The 15,683-nt window shown below is 45.7% G+C and carries 11 protein-coding genes and 2 pseudogenes; 4 read left to right on the forward strand and 9 right to left on the reverse strand.

The features are described from left to right. Positions 1–31: 31 nt before the first annotated feature. From ACJHYR_RS16865 to ACJHYR_RS16895, 7 genes are all read right to left on the reverse strand, one after another. Complete coding sequence (locus ACJHYR_RS16865) at positions 32–1,183, reverse strand: DGQHR domain-containing protein (RefSeq protein WP_001586699.1); 1,152 nt, start codon at positions 1,181–1,183, stop codon at positions 32–34. A gap of 2 nt (positions 1,184–1,185) precedes the next feature. Continuing rightward, positions 1,186–1,725 carry a hypothetical protein gene (locus tag ACJHYR_RS16870; protein WP_001586700.1) on the reverse strand — a complete coding sequence of 180 codons (540 nt, stop codon included), beginning with the start codon at positions 1,723–1,725 and terminating at the stop codon, positions 1,186–1,188. Then, complete coding sequence (dptH, locus tag ACJHYR_RS16875; protein ID WP_001586701.1) at positions 1,718–6,778, reverse strand: DNA phosphorothioation-dependent restriction protein DptH; 5,061 nt, start codon at positions 6,776–6,778, stop codon at positions 1,718–1,720. Before dptH ends, ACJHYR_RS16870 begins: the two co-directional genes overlap by 8 nt. Then, the gene (dptG, locus tag ACJHYR_RS16880; RefSeq protein WP_001586702.1) at positions 6,759–8,084 is read right to left on the reverse strand and encodes a DNA phosphorothioation-dependent restriction protein DptG; all 1,326 of its coding nucleotides are present in this window, start codon (positions 8,082–8,084) and stop codon (positions 6,759–6,761) included. The genes dptH and dptG overlap by 20 nt, the downstream gene beginning before the upstream one ends. Before the next feature lie 4 nt (positions 8,085–8,088). Further along, positions 8,089–9,738, reverse strand: a complete 1,650-nt coding sequence (gene dptF, locus ACJHYR_RS16885; RefSeq protein WP_001586703.1) for a DNA phosphorothioation-dependent restriction protein DptF — start codon at positions 9,736–9,738, stop codon at positions 8,089–8,091. Positions 9,739–10,014: 276 nt separating this feature from the next. After that, positions 10,015–10,239 carry a helix-turn-helix domain-containing protein gene (locus ACJHYR_RS16890; RefSeq protein WP_024187424.1) on the reverse strand — a complete coding sequence of 75 codons (225 nt, stop codon included), beginning with the start codon at positions 10,237–10,239 and terminating at the stop codon, positions 10,015–10,017. Positions 10,240–10,319: 80 nt separating this feature from the next. Further along, positions 10,320–10,550, reverse strand: a complete 231-nt coding sequence (locus ACJHYR_RS16895) for a helix-turn-helix domain-containing protein (protein ID WP_001577779.1) — start codon at positions 10,548–10,550, stop codon at positions 10,320–10,322. A 68-nt stretch (positions 10,551–10,618) separates the two neighbouring features. Between ACJHYR_RS16895 and ACJHYR_RS16900 the strand changes: the two are divergent. The 3 genes and pseudogenes from ACJHYR_RS16900 (at position 10,619) to ACJHYR_RS16910 (ending at position 12,959) form a co-directional block, all read left to right on the forward strand. Beyond that, positions 10,619–10,929, forward strand: a pseudogene (locus ACJHYR_RS16900) (helix-turn-helix domain-containing protein). A 376-nt stretch (positions 10,930–11,305) separates the two neighbouring features. Further along, entirely contained in the window at positions 11,306–12,088 is a 783-nt protein-coding gene (locus ACJHYR_RS16905) for a type IV toxin-antitoxin system AbiEi family antitoxin domain-containing protein (protein WP_001134467.1), read from the forward strand. After that, positions 12,075–12,959, forward strand: a complete 885-nt coding sequence (locus tag ACJHYR_RS16910; protein ID WP_001615045.1) for a nucleotidyl transferase AbiEii/AbiGii toxin family protein — start codon at positions 12,075–12,077, stop codon at positions 12,957–12,959. Before ACJHYR_RS16905 ends, ACJHYR_RS16910 begins: the two co-directional genes overlap by 14 nt. A 153-nt stretch (positions 12,960–13,112) precedes the next feature. Here ACJHYR_RS16910 and ACJHYR_RS16915 read toward each other — a convergent pair. Further along, positions 13,113–13,181 (reverse strand): annotated as a pseudogene (locus ACJHYR_RS16915) (hypothetical protein); the annotation flags it as partial. A gap of 229 nt (positions 13,182–13,410) precedes the next feature. Then, on the reverse strand, positions 13,411–14,295 hold the full coding sequence (locus ACJHYR_RS16920) for a LysR family transcriptional regulator (RefSeq protein ID WP_001119037.1): 885 nt from the start codon (positions 14,293–14,295) through the stop codon (positions 13,411–13,413). Between the two features lie 264 nt (positions 14,296–14,559). Here ACJHYR_RS16920 and ACJHYR_RS16925 point away from each other — a divergent pair, with 264 nt between their 5' ends. Beyond that, the gene (locus ACJHYR_RS16925; RefSeq protein ID WP_001586705.1) at positions 14,560–15,618 is read left to right on the forward strand and encodes an alpha/beta hydrolase; all 1,059 of its coding nucleotides are present in this window, start codon (positions 14,560–14,562) and stop codon (positions 15,616–15,618) included. Positions 15,619–15,683 lie beyond the last annotated feature (65 nt).

A 15,683-nucleotide genomic window follows, 5' to 3' on the forward strand; every position in this document is an offset into this window, starting at 1 on the left:
GGGGATCAGGATGATCTAATAGATTTTCAACTTAAACTATACCACATTGTTTTTTAAGATGGTCTCTAATTTGCGAACGACCAATTCCTGAATAATTAACATTCAGGTCTTTAAGTTTTTGTATGTCTATGTTACGTAGGTAAGTACATATTTCATTAAATGAAATAATACCTTTCTTATTTTTGATGTCACTTACAATCGCTTTTAATAAATCAAACAAAGCCTGAATGCCAATGGTTTTTCTCATAAAATTTATGTTTTCTGAATTCCAAAAAAATGCATTACAATATTTAAAATAATCACTGATAAGATCATACAATTGCCCATCTTTATTATTTATATAATCATCTCTTAATGGGGCTTTCGATGGTATATCTTTTAAAATGCTTCGATCTTTTTTAAACAAACGGCGTTTATGCAAATAATATCTGTCTTTTGAGGCATTTGTTGATATTAAAGATGTAATACCTTGAACGATGGTAGATGTTGAAATATACCAATCATTATCGAAAAAATTTTTGTTTTGATGGCTAAGGTCTAATTTCTTCATGCCAAAATCAATTCTCCCTTTTAAAGGTGAATTGTCTTCTTTATCTAGCAGTCTCGTCAAATAAATAGCTAACGTATCAGGAGACCAAAACTCACTATCAACAGAATCTAGGTCATATCCAAATAATTGATAGGCAAGACTTTTATCAACCTTTTGTTGATTGAAGTTTATTGTGGCGAATACTTCTGCTTGCTTAGGTGCTGGCAGCTCAAAGTAAATAGCGCATACAAGATCGAAATCAGCAGCGAGTTCACCGCTTTCGATTGCTTTTTTTAATCCTTCTATTCTATGCTGACCATCCACAATTGATGCATTTATTTCTGATGAAGGTATTACTAGATTAGAATCAGTATCTATATACCAAGGTTTACTTACTGTTTCTCCATTAGCATCTAAATTAGCAGATAATATAACGGATGTTGGAAACATTGCGTCATTTGTGGAGCAAAAATGAGCTATTGCCTTCACTCTATTTTCGTTGATTCCCCGCTGTACTCCAGTTAATACTTCATTACCATACTGGGCTGCGAATGAGTAACATACCTGAATTAATAGTTTGGCAGGAATTGATGCAATATAAAAATCACCAAATGGCTGCCTAACTTTTATTGTTTTACCTGTATAAAAACTCATCTTCACCCTCTCCTTAAATTGTCAACAGAACCGATCTTGGTACCACCTGATGATGATTTTAGATCAATGTTCATTGAATAATTAGGATTTTCAATATTAGATAAAACCCAATACAATAGAGACAGAGACCAAGCTGCGAATGACCAAAATGAAAATACAGAACCACTACCAGCTCCAATTCCATAAAAAATAGTAATGATGATAAACATAAAAAGAGAACCTAGTTTTAACCAACGCTGTACAGGGATACAATCCTCCTCAAGCTCCTCACTGGTTTTCTCTACCATTAGTTTGTCGAATATTGTTGTAGCCAATAATGGAACCGAAAATGAAACAAGATTTATCGTATTCATATTATTTAGCAGTCGTGTCCACAATGACTCTCCTGAAGAGAAAATAACATACCAAATTCCAAAAGTTCCAGCGAGAACAATAATCAAGATAAAATAGATGTAAAAAAAATGATTTGAGCTGATCAATTTGATCCGCCGCCAAACTTCTGAAATTAGCACGATTATACTTTCAGGTCTTTTTTCACTCATTCGTCAGCAACTCCCAAAACGCTAGGTCTCTCATCTTCCTAACCCGCTTATACCCATCAATATACAGACTAAAATGTTTTTCAAGCTGCCGAATCTGCCCCATCAACGATTCCTGTTCGCCCTTATCATCCACGTTGAATACAGCTTTGATATCCGCATTCTTAATTTCTGACACACGATGGATAACCCAGGTTAGAATATATGAAGCGTAATTATTTTCTCCAGTTTTGAAGTGGGTAATCTCCTGCGTTGACAGGATCGCTCCAACACCATATTCACGACCTTCTTTAAGGATCTTCCTCAGACTGGCAAAGTCCTGACGCATAAAGTTATCTGCCTCATCCACCAGAATCATCTTGGTGAGCTGACGATAATCCCCCTGAATCACTGGCTTGCCGCGTTTTTGCATTTGCGCATAAAACAGATCCAGAGTTAGCGCAACCACCAGGTTTTGAATCTCTGATGAGTAGCCAGCCAATTCGATAACAGTGACACCATCCACCAGATCATACAGACTGGTCATTTTCTCTGGGTCTGTTTCAAATATCTGAAACCCAGCTAAGTTATAAAGCGCGGCGTACAATGAGTCTTCTTCTACTTTTTCCTGAGCCAGATATCGCTGCCACACATCTTCTATGGTCGGTGCTACACGATTCCAGGTTGAGCGATCATGAGGCACTATTCCTGCTAATTCATAGCACTCCATGATTAGCGTAACCAGTTTCATACGCTGTTTCACACCCAGGTTATAGGCTTTCCCCATTGTTTCAGAAAATGCGATTGCCGTATGTCTGGGTAACATGGGCATATCACCAAACAGTGACAAAGGGTTATAAGGTAGTAACGATAATTGATATTTCTTACCGCCAGTAGCCTTCAGAAAAGCCTCGTCCACATAGTCAGATTTATAATCAAAGATCAGTAAACCAATCGATTTTCCATCAATGTTACAGGATTGGTTACGCATTAATTGTGTCACCAGCGATTTGGTAAATTGCGTTTTCCCGGTTCCCATCGTACCGATGATGCCAGTGTTGGTATTCATAAACTTCGTGGTGTTGGTCGGTTCCCAGAACAATGGGGTTTGCCGTGTAGCGTCATGACCAAATAATACTTGTAAGGGTACAGTGCTGACCTCAGGTGTCGGCTTTGGAGTATCAGGCCGTGTGTCTGGCGGTGTAATTACCTGCACACCCGATGTAGATGGGGATGGGCGCTCATCACACTCTGGCTTAAGACGGTATTTATCTGGTACCCGGTAGCGTTCAGCCAATGGCAATTCACCTTCACGGGTAGTGATTAACGAGGGTAGTAATGAATAAGGAATTTCGATCTGTAAGATATTCCCTGTCGTCTCTTTATAGGAGAGATCGAAGCAAGATCCGCTGTCTACATGTGCAACAACAAAGCCATTAGCATAGTCTTTTAACTCACCCAACTGATAGTCACCCGTCAACCACCATTCGCGGCGATCCAACAGGGGAGCCAGCTTATGACTGTCCAGCACACCGTACAGACGAAGTTTCTCTACCTGCATCAGCACCTGTCGAATAAAGAGCGCTCGATAAAGTTGCGATGCCAGTGTATGCGGCTCCAGAATATCCTGCTGTAAATAACGTTTAAGCTCAGCTGCCTGCTGGCCCGCATAGTTGTAATCTGGTCGAGCGCCGGTTTTGACTTCCAGCGGCAGTAAATAGAGGCGGTTTTCTTTAAAACCAACAAAGAGCACATCATCAGAGATCGCGCCTTTACGGTACCCCTGTAGATTTCTGGATAAATCGCTTTCCTTCATCTTTAGCCCGACGTTACCAGATACGCGAATCATTTCGGCTACAGATAGCGGTACCCAGCAGATATCAGACTCACTCAGCATGGACTGTACAAATTTATATGCGCCAATGATGCCATATTTCTCTTTGCGTTCTTTTTCACTGGAGCGCAACATCTTCAGCAACCACTCGCCGTTAAAAGCATTAAATTCGGCAAGTAGATGCTGGCTATCAACGGCAGATTGCCCGGACTGGCTTTCGGTCTGGAGCAAGCGGAGGAACAGATCGACCTGCTTCGTTACCGTCACCGCATCGTAGCCTGCACAACTGGTGTACTGATCGGAATAGTGGATTAGCACAACATCTTTTTGGCTAGTAAAGAAGTCGAGAGTAACTTTGGGGTCAATAATGGTGGTCCAGAGCGCACTGTTGTAAGAATAATTGAGTAGCTGTTTAAAATTGCCGCTTACGGCCAGTCCAATCCCTTGTCCGTGGTATTGACTGTTGCTCTGACGCGCTGGCTGCCACAGGCAGCCCACTAACCTGGCAAGTCGTAGAGCGCAGTAAGATTCAGTATCAACATTCCGCAGGCCAAACGCGGTAAAGTAAGCATCCCCCTGTGTTTCAGCTCCTTCTCCGGCAATCAACCCATGACACAGTACACCGCTGGCTGCATCCTCAATGCGGATCTGGCGGCAATCCACCGGAGCTGTATTGGTGAAAAACGCCAGATGTGCATAGGCCAATTTGTCGTTTTCTGACGGCAGGACAAATTTGCTAAACGTTAACCGACTGCGCAACAAGTCAATCAGCATATCGGCCTCAGCTCGCCACGCGCCGCTGTTCAGGTCAAGGTCGTTTTTAAGCTGTTCATAGCTGCCACTCTCGGCAAATCGATCAAACATATTTGGCAGCAGGCGTTCATCGTAGCAATTTACATGCACCGAAATAGCATGCTCTTTTTCCTGCTTAAAATATTCCACTAACCCCAGAAACAGTTCTTTCGCTGTTCCCTGATTAATAGCATTAATAATCAATGCATTGTTTCCGGGACTCTGAAATAGCCGGGCGTAGGCTTCGGTAAATTCATTGAGCTTGTCTTTTACCAAACGTTTTACGTAATCGTGGCTCACCTGGCGCTGGGGAACGACATCGATCCAGAAGCGATTTTCTTCCACCGGTTGCAACTGTGCGTATTCGTGTTCACTGTGGTAAACGAACGGCATCAAGCCGGACACCACCAGACGATTAAGCGTAATGGTCGGTAGTGTGGCAAATGACGCTGAGTCGTATTGTTCCTGCTCTGCGCAGATAGTTTGTACCAGTTGTAAATGGTAGGCCAACACCAGGGGATGCAACGGGGAGAGACGTTCATGACTATCGACGTTACAAATACCCAGATGGAGCAGGCGCTTTTCCTGCGCTGTTAACGCTCTGCTCAACTCGATTTGTTGAAGCGCCTGTTCAAAGGTCGTCACTATATGGCTTACCAGCGCGCAGTATTCTGCTGACCACGATACCAGGCTAGGTAAAGTACCGCAGCGCTGGTAGTAGAGGAATAATTGGTCGTAGGCGTTATAAAGATCGGGGTGGCTGGCAACGAGTTCATCCAGCGCAAACGCGCTATCATCATCTCCTGTCCCCAAAAGACGTTGATCAACTAATGAGGCTTCCAGCGTCAGTAACTGCTGGCGAACACCGACAACCTTGTGTTCGGTATTATCAAGAATGATACGGCCCTTCAACCGGTTCCAGGACGCATTCCCGTCTTCTTTGAACAGTTTATTGAAACGACTCTGGTCAAAAAGTAGCGGTAAGGTTAACCCTTCTTCGGCTCCCGGCCCTTCGATATTGAATGCCAGACAAGAATCACCTGAAACAAGCTTAAATTGGATCAGATCGCTTTGATTTGCCAGTGTTTCAAAATTCACCAATGCATAATGCTGGCAGTCAATATCACCATTTTCTTCATCCAGTATACAGACCTGGCTACCCGACTCAGCGATTCGTAGTTCGTTGTCTTCACGTTGGAGTGTGATTTGTGGTTTACCTGGCTCGATACGGAAACAATGCTGAATATCGTCTAGCCAGAATTGTCCCTGCCTGACCAGCAACAGGCGGAACTTGTATTCTTCGGCAGAATTATTGCGGTTAGTCAGTTCGAGGCTAAAGAAGCAGGGATTCCCATCGAAAGGAACCGACGCCATAATACGGGAGCTTTTTCCCCCTGCACGACTAATTCGCCAGAAACGCTCTTTTTTTAACTGACGATGATGCGCAATTTTTATCTGATTATCCTGAAGATCGTTGCCCTGAAAGCAAAACTCCAGCTCAGTTTGCGATTGTTCTGGTGGTACCTGTACCAGCAGGCTGATGTCGCGCTTGCCAGCTTTACTTGCACTTTTCGCCCGTTGCCAAATCACGCCATTTTCGACCGTGATATCATCCAGTACCAGTTTTTGTTCGCGGTTCTGTTCTTTTTCGTTTAGATAAACAGCGAAATCAAGCTCGCGCCAGTCGTCTTTATCGTTGAAATGTTCCTGAATAAATTTGGCGCTGAATTCAGTTAATACGTTCTCCAGTTGCCCACTGTAGCGTTCAACGCTGTCCTCGATTTGACGAAATAACTTCCTGTTTTCATTCAGTCGGGTATGGAGCTGTTTCTGGCTAAAATTCAGTAGTTCATCATCTTTAAACAGCGATAGCTCGGAGAAATCCAGATTGCCGTCGTCCAGCAGGCGATACAACGACGAGAAGCCAAATACGGTCGCACCTTCATCCAGTACCGTTGTTCGTTGATCCTTTAATAAGCAACGCGACAACTCTGAACGGTTGTTGTCCGTCGTGATCAACTTTTCCAGTTCATGACTGAAGGTTTCGGGATGCCAGATAGCTCCCGGTGCCGCGACGTCTTTTGTGCTGTTAATCAGGGTGTCCAGCATGCTGTTATGAATAATCAACAGTGCAGATTTGGCAAACACCCCGCTGCGGCCAGCAACTTCATCGCGCAAATGGGATATGTAGTTTTCCGTGAATGCTGGCGCTGCGGCTCCGTGCAGCACCGGAATAAGTTGAATACCATTACAGGAGAGACAGGCAAGGCGCTGCTCTGGCGCAATTTCCAGTTGATTGTCACCTGCCAGATCAACAAAAGCCTGCCAGAGTTGCAGGGCATTGTCAGGGTCAGGAGATTTAAACTGGTAACGCTCACCAGGTTGAATAATGCCACTTACCCATTCAATAAAGGTTTCCGCCAGATAGGTTTCATACTGTTTTACGGACATACACGGCGTCTCCACTGTCACTCATTCGCTCCACATTTCCCATACGTTCATAAAACGCTACCAGCGTTTGTGCCGACTGGTTATCCAGATAAAATCCGCGCTGTTCAAAACCGCGCAACAACTCATGCAGGCGTAGTTTGTCATTTTTACCCACAGTGAGATTGGTCAACAGCAGCAGACGATCCTGATTCAGTACCAGTACTTTTCCCGCCCGACCACGCACCTGAATGAAATCGGTGCAGATCTGGGTTTCAAGCTCGTTGATGTATTTCCGGTTAACTGTCGCACGATCAGATTTCTTATCCTGAAACTGTTCAACAGCAACGGTTAATAATTGTTTAAAAGCTTCTTCCAGCGTAACGGCTTGCGTATACTTCGATGCCGAAAGCTCGCGCTTTTCGATAAATTCCTGCAAATAATTATTGAGATCTTGCAGCAATCGAGATGAGTTATCGGAAAAATTTAAGCAATCCTGATAGACCTGCCAGAGCGGACGCTTCTTATCTCCTTTTATTTGTAGAACTTCTAGCGCGGAGAGTATTGGGAAAAGTTTTTCACTTTGACGAGCGAACCACTTATAACCAAAGCGTTTTATTTGATCCCGTTCAGAACTGGCTTTTTCAGTGTCGAGAATAAAGAAAAGCGACTTACTTTGTGGCTCGCCGTCCTGCCAGTTGTCCAGATTGAGCGCCAGTTGGGCACACCAGCTAAAGGCATATAAACGCAGAGTATTGGTCAATTCTTGTAACAAATATTGAGGGTGTTCTGCCAAAAATGCCAGATCAGACTGAAAACAAGTCACCAGATAGGGAAGATAGGGTTGTTCTTCGGTGAATGGACCTTTTCCCAGTAACTTTATTTTTTCATTGAGCTTATTTAGCATTTGCTGCTCAATGAAGTTCAGCTTATCTTGGATGGGATATTCCAGACTGAAATCCCCCATCAGATTAGCAAACAGCGTACCAAGGCGTTTATCGGCCATTGAAGCGCCACTTATTTTTTCGCCATCAAACTGAGCATGAAATAGTAAAAAAAGCGGAGATACACGAAAGATATCTTCACTGGAAAAATACATCCGCTCCAGTACAGTCCAGAATGCTGGTTCATCGAGCAATTCTTGCAAATGAGCCTTGCAATCATCGCGAAATTGACTGGGAGTATAGGCATCAATTTTACGCTTCAGGGCGTAGCTAAGCACCAATCCGGTGACAAATTGCCAGTTAATATCATTGTTTTTGTTACGTATCGGCAGATAACTATCCAGTTGATTGTTACCCACTTTTAACGTCGTTGCGATAGGGTACATTCCACTAACCCTCCATACCGCTAATGGTAATCATGTCGTCGTCCGCTTTAGCGCGATAAACTCGCTGCCCACCAGCATAAAACTTGATTTCGCTGCTGGATTTGGCCTGTTCAGTAATCAACTCAACGATTTCGTCCAGTAGAACAATGGCATTTTTATCGTATTTATTGGGGCGATAGCCATTGTTTAATTTGTTCAGAAGTTCAAATAAATTAAGTCCGATACGAACAGGTAACAGAGAGTTTTGCCCAACTTTTAAATGCACGTCGAAGCCAGTAGGGTGGGCCGTATTTTTATTGCGGATGGCCTCCCAGTCAGGTTTCAATTCGACTGGCGCAGTTATTTTTACCCCGCCATATTCACCCAAAAAGAACTCTTCTTTTTGCATACTTAATTCCGGCGCTTTGCGGTTTGCATAGCGCTGAATACCAGCAATAAGTTCCGATGTATAAAACCGGTTCAGTGCTTTTTTCTGCTCTGAGTCAGCGGTGTAATTTTTGTGCAGATGCCAGATTTCTGAATAATGCTCAAATAAGGATTCATTAAAGAATACGGAAAATTTCTGGTGATAATTATTCCCCAGAGATTCATCCTGCAACAACCAAAAGAGCCTGATTAACGAGGCCGCATCACCTGGATTAACGCACTGGCGATCAAATCTAATGTGTAATGGCGCGAGTGCAGCTAAAAAATCATCCAGCTCAGGATCTACCAGGCCCAATTCGTAGCGCAAAATAAACTGGTCGATTTCATAGGTGTGCAGCCTGGCAGGATCAAAATCAGAAACTTTTTTAATCAGGTCGTTTTCTGCCCCAGTGAAAAGATTATCAAATAAATACCCCGGCCCCATAAGCAAATGATGCAGAAAATCCAGTAGAGTTCGGGTTGTCACAAACTGATCTTTAATCAGGCGGGCCTTAAAGAGCTGAGTGATGAGGACATTCTGAACACCCGGCAGACAAAGTAATTTATAGTTAGCAACTTCTTTCAGCTCAGGGTTAACGGTCTCATCATGTCGAAAAATAAACTGAAACAAATTACTATCATCATCACGGGTTAAATTATCCAGTAATGCTTTAATAAACGATGAATACTGTTTTTTTTCATTAAACTGGAATTTAGGGTAATGCTCAAAGTCAAAAAAAGAACAATTCCCACTGCGGTATGGGCGGCTTTCTTCCTGATCTGCTGACAAGAAAGAATCGATCGCAGTGCGGATCGCCAGATGGCATTCAGCACCTTCTCTGGCAAAGTTGGCGAGCATCCCGGTATTGATGCCTATAAGCAAAGGATATGAGTGCTGGTGATGATTGCTAAATAAATCATTTAAAGCATCAATAGCTGATTGTCGGGGGGCAAAGCTGTGTGTCGCATCCAGATGAAAACTAAAGCGTTGCTGATAACGAGGATTTGACTTACAACGGGTCAAAATTTCGGACTTTCCATCACCACTACTGCCGCACAAAAAGATGATTTCACCGGGCTTAGCAACATCCAGATAACGTTGCAGCTCAGTTTCAATCTCTTGTTTTACAAAGAGTTGTTCTTTTAACTGATCGAACTCATCCTTTTGACGATGCGTCATCGTGGTTACGGAAAACGAAGATGACTTCGCAAGTACACCCAACGCTTTACGTAATGTGATTGCGCTCATAACTTCATGTTCTCTAAAGTAATAATTCGTCTATTTTATACAAGCTATCTCTTGATCTCTATAAGCCTTTTACTGTCATATGGCCTGGTTATATGTTTCTTTTTTGCATATTTTTCACGCCTCCTTCCTTGGTTTATGTACGCCGTCTTCACAGTGGTTAAGCGGTAATGGCAAAAAATTCATCAATGTCTGCCGCCATTACTAAGCGCTTTTAAGAAAGTCCACGCGCCAGTCGGGCTGGTTTCAGGCGTAGACAAGAGCAACCATTGGATTTTTTCACAACTTCTTCAGAATACTGGCGGGTTCAATGTTTACCAGGCGGCAGAAGCGAACAAACTCGACGACATCCAACCGCCTTTCACCGCTTTCAACCTTAGCAATAAATGACTGAGGTCTGCCGAATGCCTTTGCAAGTGCGTCTTGAGTGATGTTGCTATCTATCCGCGCTTCGCGCAGTGTTCTTATTACCATTCGATATTCGTTCGAATAGACGGAAGTCATCCCGATAGCCCCGACAATATGTAAAAAATTGACTATCCGATGACTCAACAAATATCCCAAAAAAGGATAATTATCTTAACTCACCGCATGACTATTCTCAGAGCATCGGCCGGATCAAGAGAAAGCAACCGTGCCATATGCGCAAATTCAATCACATCCAGACGACGCTCTCCATTTTCAACTTTTGCAATGAATGATTGGGGTTTTCCCAGCGCCTTAGCCAGTTGAGCCTGGGTCAGGCCTTTAGCAATCCTGGTAGATCGTAGTAACTTTATAACTAATTGATATTCTTCAGAATAAATTGATGACATGGTTGATGTCCGATTTTAATCCCAAAATCGAATATCAGTGATTTACAAAATTATCCCAAAACAGGATAATCGATAAAAAAGTAACATGTAGGAGTAAAAGAAATGGTCCAAAAAACTGGCATCCCGCCGATATCATTGCCGCCTGCGCAAACGTGGTACAAGTTTGGCTGCGGTCTCGCGTGAGGCAGGGTTGTCTTCTTCCACACTGGCGAACGCACTGATAAAACCATGGCAGAAAGGGGAGTTTCTGATCGCCCGCGCGATTGGTGTGGATGCAGCCATTATCTGGCCGGAGCGTTATTACGATGATAGTGGCAGGCGACTGGCTCGCGAAACCCTGATACGTAATTACCCAAAGCCCACAATAAAGACGCCTTAACGCCACTTGTTGTTTATGTGGGACTGTCATCGCCGGAATACATCTTCGCTAGTGCGTTAAGTTCCACGCACAGCTTAACGCATAATGTTACTGGCGTGATTCGCAACGGGATTAACATTGCCAGTTTTCACGTCTCAAACCATGCAACGCCCCACAACCCCGCTACGGCTGGCATGCATCTATGTTAAATATTCTCTTTAAACCGACCGAGTCTATTTGTCGCACTTTGCCCGAATATGGGTAGGTTTGAATTTTTTGTTTAATGTCGATTTTTAGTCGACAAAATGAGGAATAAGTAAACTATTTCTTGCTGTGGCGTATCCCTGAATCTACACTGGTTTAAATATTTGTACTAATGTCTATTCAGAGGCGACAGTTGCCAAACTATCTAAACTGGCTGATGCAGCACACGCTACCCGGCCAGGTGCTGCTCCAGTCATGGCTTACCCGCAACGGCATAGATCGTAAGCTCTCTTATCTCTATGTGAAGAATGGCTGGCTCAGGCGGATCGCTCACGGCGTATACTGCCGGACGGGCCGTGAGCCGGATTGGGTAGACGCGGTTTACTGCCTTCAAACACAGTGGGAAAAGCCTGTTCGGGTGGCGGGGCTAACCAGCCTTGCGCTTCAGGGCCATGCGCACTATACCGAACCGGGTAAGCCGCAGGTCTGGCTCGCGCTTCCGGCTTACGTTAAGCTGCCGGGATGGTTTGCTGCCTTCGAACAATCTGCAACATTTATCACGCTGTATACATCGGGGCTTACCGTAGATGTAACGTCATTGACTACGGAACTGAAAATTGGCGACCGCCAGTTAGCAGGCAGTGCCCCGGAACTGGCCGCGTATGAGATCGCCTGCGGCGTTCCTTCGTTGATATCGTTCGAACATGCCGATGCTCTGTTTCAGGGGATGAATCTTCTCAGCCCGCGTAAATTGCAGGCGTTACTCTGCGCCAGTCATTCGGTTAAAACCAACCGGGTGATGCTTTACCTTGCCCGGCGTAATGGACACCCTTATTTTCAGTATATTGATCAAAGCGGTATAGAAACAGGTACGGGAAAGCGGCAAATCATACCCGGCGGCTGGCTGGAGCCGGATTATCAAATTACTGTTCCACGCGCATTTAAACCGGAAGGAGTCGAAGATGGATCTGCGTGATAGTTATGCCCGGCAGGTTAAGCTGTTGATGGCTGCTCTGCCGCATGTGGCGAAGGAGTCCTGTTTCGCGTTGAAAGGCGGCACGGCAATCAATTTGTTTGTGCAGGATTTTCCCCGTCTGTCGGTGGATATTGATCTGGCGGCTATCAACGACGCTTTGAAGAGGATTACTGCATCGCTGAACGGCAGACCGGGGATCACCGCGATTCGGCAGGAAAATAAAGCGGATGAAAAGCGCATCATTGTGAATACCGCTGATGCAAAGATTAAGATCGAGGTTAGCCCGGTCTGGCGCGGGCTGTTGTTGCCTCCGGCAGAAATGCCTGTGTGCGAACGTGTGGAAATGGAGTATGGCTTCACCACCATGAGTGTCGTCTCGCTGGCGGATCTTTATGGCGGTAAAATCTGCGCAGCGCTTGATCGTCAGCACCCGCGCGATCTGTTTGATGTGCTGAATATGCTGGAGAAACCGGGAGTGATGCGGGAGATCTTTGACGGTTTTCTTTGTTATCTGGCAGGCCATCCCCGCCCCATTGCCGAGTTGCTGGCCCCAAACTGGGATACAGAGCGGATCACGACGCTGTATGCTCAGGAATTTTCGGGGATGACTCAGCAGGAAACGTCGCTGGAATCGCTGCTGTCAGTAACGACTTTGCTGCCGCAGGCGTTGAAGTCACATCTTACGGATCTGGATCGCGAGTTCTCGCTCAGTTTTAAGCAAAACAGCCCTGACTGGTCGCGGTATCGCTATCCTGAAATTCAGCATCTTCCGGCTATTCGCTGGAAGCAACGTAATCTGGCGGTGCTGAAAGATAAAAATCCGGCGAAGTATGTGGCGGCGGTGAATAAGCTAGAGAGGGTGCTGGCGTAATCAATAGACCAGCATTAATCATAGATGATTACCAATCAGACTGAAATGGTTAAATCGTCGAATTCATATTTAATACGTTTTCTTTCGCCGCTGAACAACTTGAAAAGGATACATATTTTAAATATCAGTGAAGTGAACAGTTTATTGCCATTATTAATAGAGATGGAGGAATAAATACGCGTATTCGACTATTGCAACAAAAACAACGATGATGATCAGTTTTCATAATGAAGTAACCTGACAGATATAAAAATGTTGATTGAGGCTAAATGCCCGGATGAAGGTTGTCGAGGGAGCCAGGTGGTTTTTTCTTTTGGGTGATCTCCATTGCTGGATAGTCCCCTTGTACAGATAAGCCTGCTCTTTCTCGCTCAAAGCAGACCCTGGAATTGAACGCAGAGGGACTACCTGACACAATTTTGCACAGTGAAGAGTCGGTCGTTATTAACGTTCAGATTTTCAATGTATCAATGACCATCCGCAGGGCGGGGGAGACGTTGCGATGAGGGTAATAGAGAAACAATCCCTCCATTCGCAGGCTGTAACGCTGCAACACCCTGATAAGCTTACCGTGTTCTAAATCATCCGCGACCAGTTCAACAGGAACATAGGCCAATCCGAGGCCCAGCCGGGCGGCTTCTGCTTCCATATAGCTGTCGGATAGGGCCCATTGCCCTTCAGGGCGATGAGTGATTTTTTTATCATCCTGATTGAGTTCCCACTGGTATACGCTGCCGTCGGCAAACTGATAGGCGATACAGGGATGCGCCTTTAAATCCGCCGGGGTTTGCGGAAAACCATAGCGACGAAAATGTTCCGGAGTCCCCACAATTGCCATCTCCATATCGGGCGTGATGCGTACCGCGACCATACCCTGGCCGACTTCAGGCCCCAGGCGGACACCTGCATCGAATCTTTCCTCGATGATATCGACGAACCGGCTCTCATTTATCAGTTCAAGCCGGATATCAGGATATCTCTGTTTAAATACCGCCAGCTTTGGCAGCAGGCATTTATCAATCGCGTGCTGGCTGGCATTGATACGCACCGTGCCGGAGGGCGTCTCTCGATAGTGCGCCAGCGTGGCAAGCCCAAGATCTAACATTTCAAATCCAGATGCCGTCTTCTGGTAGAGCTGCTCGCCTGCTTGTGTCAGCGACAGTTTACGCGTGGTGCGCACCAGCAGCTGGACGCCGAGCCTTTCTTCAAGCTCGCGAACAGAACGGCTGACTCCTGACTGAGCAAGACCCAGCCGCTGAGCCGCTGCGGTAAAGCTGCCTTCCCGCACCACCTGCATAAACAGGTACAGCTCGTTGTAGTTCTCCCTTTTCGCCATTGAAACATCCCCCCTTCATGCCGGCAATCTCCACATTAATTTATAACAATATGGTATTAATCTTAGCATTAATCGCCCCCTAATCAGCACTAATTCTGCTCACTATAATGACCCCATCAAAGTAAAGTACCGCAGCGTTGTCCGTCGGAAACCTGTATCTCTCTGTTGTTTTTTATGGGGATTTTTATGAAAGCCTTCACCCGCACGCTAAAAACCGTGATGCCGACCATGCTGCTTTTCGCATCATTAAGTGGAGTCACGACAATGAGTTATGCTGATTCAACCAATCCTAATGCCCCTGTGTCCATGACAGATAAATGGGATAAAACGTTCGCCGAGAGCCAGAAAGTCGATCACCGTAAAGTCTCGTTCCCGAACCGATATGGCATCACCTTAGTGGGCGATCTTTACCTGCCTAAAGACCGTGGCGATCGCAAGCTGGCGGCGATTGCGGTCAGTGGGCCATTTGGCGCGGTGAAAGAGCAATCCAGCGGCTTGTATGCGCAGACGCTGGCGGAACGAGGGTTTGTTACCCTGGCGTTCGATCCTTCTTACACCGGGGAAAGCGGCGGCTATCCGCGAAACGTCGCCTCACCGGATATCAACACTGAAGATTTCAGCGCGGCGGTGGATTTCTTAGGGCTGCAAAAAGAGGTAGATCGCAACCGTATCGGGCTGCTCGGTATTTGTGGCTGGGGCGGCATGGCGCTGAACGACGTGGCGATGGATACCCGCGTTAAAGCGGTAGCTACCAGCGTGATGTATGACATGAGCCGGGCGATGGGTCATGGTGTGGGGGATGGCAAAGACCGTTATTCTACCGCCGACCGTCGTGCCGTTCTGCAATATCTGAATGAACAGCGCTGGCAGGATGCGCAGAGCGGAACGTTCGCTCACGGTGGTCATGATATTAATGTCGATAGCAACGGCAAGGTCAGTGCGGGCGAGCGCATTCTGCCAGAAACGCTGCCGGCAAATCCTCATCCGGTACTGAAAGAGTTCTTTGACTACTATCGCATGCCGCGCGGCTTCCACGAACGTTCCGTTAACTCTACCGGGGCGTGGACGGCAACGATGCCGCTGTCATTTATGAATATGCCGCTGTTGAGCTACGCCAGTGAAATCACCATTCCGACGCTGATTGTGACCGGTGAGAAAGCACATTCACGCTATTTTGCTGAAGATGCTTACAAGGCGGTTGGCAGTAAAGACAAAGAGTTGGTGGTGGTACCAGGGGCAAATCACGTGGACCTGTACGATAACGTGGCCGGAAAAATACCTTTCGCGAAGTTCGAACAATTTTTCCAGACCAAACTGAAATAAAACCTCTCCTGAATTGATGCAAAGCCACCGGCCATAGGCTGGTGGCTTTTATCCTGATCTTTGTG

It is taken from the genome of Escherichia sp. WS1450, assembly GCF_046487395.1.
Taxonomy (GTDB): domain Bacteria; phylum Pseudomonadota; class Gammaproteobacteria; order Enterobacterales; family Enterobacteriaceae; genus Escherichia; species Escherichia coli.

Excerpts from the sequence above, each read along its gene's own strand:
- ACJHYR_RS16870 (WP_001586700.1), bottom strand. The coding sequence starts at position 1,725 with ATGAGTGAAAAAAGACCTGAAAGTATAATCGTGCTAATTTCAGAAGTT.
- ACJHYR_RS16920 (WP_001119037.1), bottom strand. The coding sequence starts at position 14,295 with ATGGCGAAAAGGGAGAACTACAACGAGCTGTACCTGTTTATGCAGGTG.
- ACJHYR_RS16925 (WP_001586705.1), top strand. The coding sequence starts at position 14,560 with ATGAGTTATGCTGATTCAACCAATCCTAATGCCCCTGTGTCCATGACA.
- ACJHYR_RS16865 (WP_001586699.1), bottom strand. The coding sequence starts at position 1,183 with ATGAGTTTTTATACAGGTAAAACAATAAAAGTTAGGCAGCCATTTGGT.
- dptG (WP_001586702.1), bottom strand. The coding sequence starts at position 8,084 with ATGTACCCTATCGCAACGACGTTAAAAGTGGGTAACAATCAACTGGAT.
- ACJHYR_RS16910 (WP_001615045.1), top strand. The coding sequence starts at position 12,075 with ATGGATCTGCGTGATAGTTATGCCCGGCAGGTTAAGCTGTTGATGGCT.
- dptH (WP_001586701.1), bottom strand. The coding sequence starts at position 6,778 with ATGTCCGTAAAACAGTATGAAACCTATCTGGCGGAAACCTTTATTGAA.
- ACJHYR_RS16890 (WP_024187424.1), bottom strand. The coding sequence starts at position 10,239 with ATGACTTCCGTCTATTCGAACGAATATCGAATGGTAATAAGAACACTG.
- ACJHYR_RS16895 (WP_001577779.1), bottom strand. The coding sequence starts at position 10,550 with ATGTCATCAATTTATTCTGAAGAATATCAATTAGTTATAAAGTTACTA.
- dptF (WP_001586703.1), bottom strand. The coding sequence starts at position 9,738 with ATGAGCGCAATCACATTACGTAAAGCGTTGGGTGTACTTGCGAAGTCA.